The sequence below is a fragment of the Synechococcus sp. R6-7 genome, from assembly GCF_047461695.1.
Taxonomy (GTDB): Bacteria; Cyanobacteriota; Cyanobacteriia; order Thermostichales; family Thermostichaceae; genus Thermostichus.
On sequence record NZ_JANSHS010000428.1, the window covers coordinates 1 to 1,612 of the forward strand.

Consider the following 1,612-nt stretch of genomic DNA (forward strand, 5'->3'; position numbering starts at 1 on the left):
GTGTCTCAATCTAGTTTGAAATGACTATAGTTCCCCTCTCCCTTGGTGGAAGAGGGGCTGGGGGCGAGGGGGGATCCCTTGGGCTGAGAAGCGCCAAGGGTGGAAGTCCGTCAGGCAGTGTAGTAGGCAGTGCCTTTATTGACGAAGTCCAGTGTGTAGGCAGCCCGGTAGTTGATGGTTGGCTCAAATACGCCGGCCACCGTCATGCTGTCGAAGAAGTCTTGCCAGCGTTTGTCGGTCATGGCGCCAATGCCTTTTTCCAGCGCATCGCCGGACAAGATGATGCCGTACTCCTGCAGTTTCTCGAAGCTGTAGGCCAACTGGGCATCGGTCATCTCCGGGTTGTCCTGCTTGATCAAGCGATAGGCCGGACGGGGATCCTCCAAGAAGCTGTACCAGCCTTTGATAGAGGCATCCACGAATCGCTCCACCAAGTCGGGCTTGGTTTCCACCAGTTGGCGACGGGTTTCGATGGTGGTGGCATAGGGTTTGTAGCCCAAATCCGCCAGGAGGAAGACCACCGGCTCAAATCCCCCTTCCCGTTGGATGGCAAAAGGCTCGGATGTCAGATAGCCTTGCTGAGCTGAGCTGGGATCCGCCAAAAAGGGGCCGGGGTTGAAGTTGTAGGGACGAACCTGATCGTCGGTGAAGCCAAAGCGGGCCTTTAGGTAGGGCCAGTAGGTGGCAAGCCCCCCTTTCGAGACGAAAATGGGCCGGCCCTTGAGCTCTTCAAGGCGCTGGGTGCCGGGGTGGGTCATGATGATCTGCGGGTCTTTCTGGAAAATGGCTGCCACACACACCAAAGGGATCCCTTCTCGCACAGCATTGATCACCCCTGTGCTTCCCCCCATGGCAAACTCGGCAGCTCCACCGGCCAAAACTTGGGTGATGTTGATGCCGGGGCCACCCATCTTGATGGTTACATCCAGGCCATGCTCGCGGTAGATGCCGGTCGCCACCGCCTGATAGAAGCCGCCATGTTCCGCCTGGGCATACCAGTTGGTAGCGTAGGAAACGCGATCCAGACCGGATCCCTGAGCCACGATCAGGGTGGGAGAGGGTTTGCGCTGAGCTTGGGCGCCCCCTGCCGCCAGCAGACCGCCCCCAAGGGCTGCGGCTCCCACTTTGAGAAGCTGACGGCGGCTCAGAGCCTTGGTGTTCGAGTCAGAGGGTTGAGACGAAGCCATAATCCATTCTCCCTAAGCTAATCCTTGCAAGGTGCGAGGGGGCCAAAGATGCAGGTACAGCCTATTGAGGGGCTACGGATACGGTTGTAAACCTACTTGTTCTAAACCTCATCGGAGTCAAGCCTCAGAAACACGATGTTTTGTATCCCTTAAGTTTTGTATCCCTTAATTTGTGAACAGGCTGTAACTTGCGACACCCCATTAAGCCAGAAACCCTTGGGCAGAGCGGTATCTCCGGCTACCGGCACTTGCAGACGAGAGCCGTTGGCGTTCGGTTCCATCGGCGGGAGGCCAAGCTGCCCTGGGGCCAGCACCTCAGTTCGCAAATGGCAAGAGGAACAAAACCCGAAACCAGCCTTGCCCTGGTCTATCCCAAACCTGTAGCCACCGAACATGACCGGCGCTCGAAGTAACCTGCAGATCTC

At 57.4% G+C, this 1,612-nt stretch carries 1 protein-coding gene; it reads right to left on the reverse strand.

What is annotated here, in order from left to right; translation table 11 throughout:
* Positions 1–110: 110 nt before the first annotated feature.
* Complete coding sequence (locus NW815_RS12165; protein ID WP_414390548.1) at positions 111–1,187, reverse strand: ABC transporter substrate-binding protein; 1,077 nt, start codon at positions 1,185–1,187, stop codon at positions 111–113.
* Positions 1,188–1,612 lie beyond the last annotated feature (425 nt).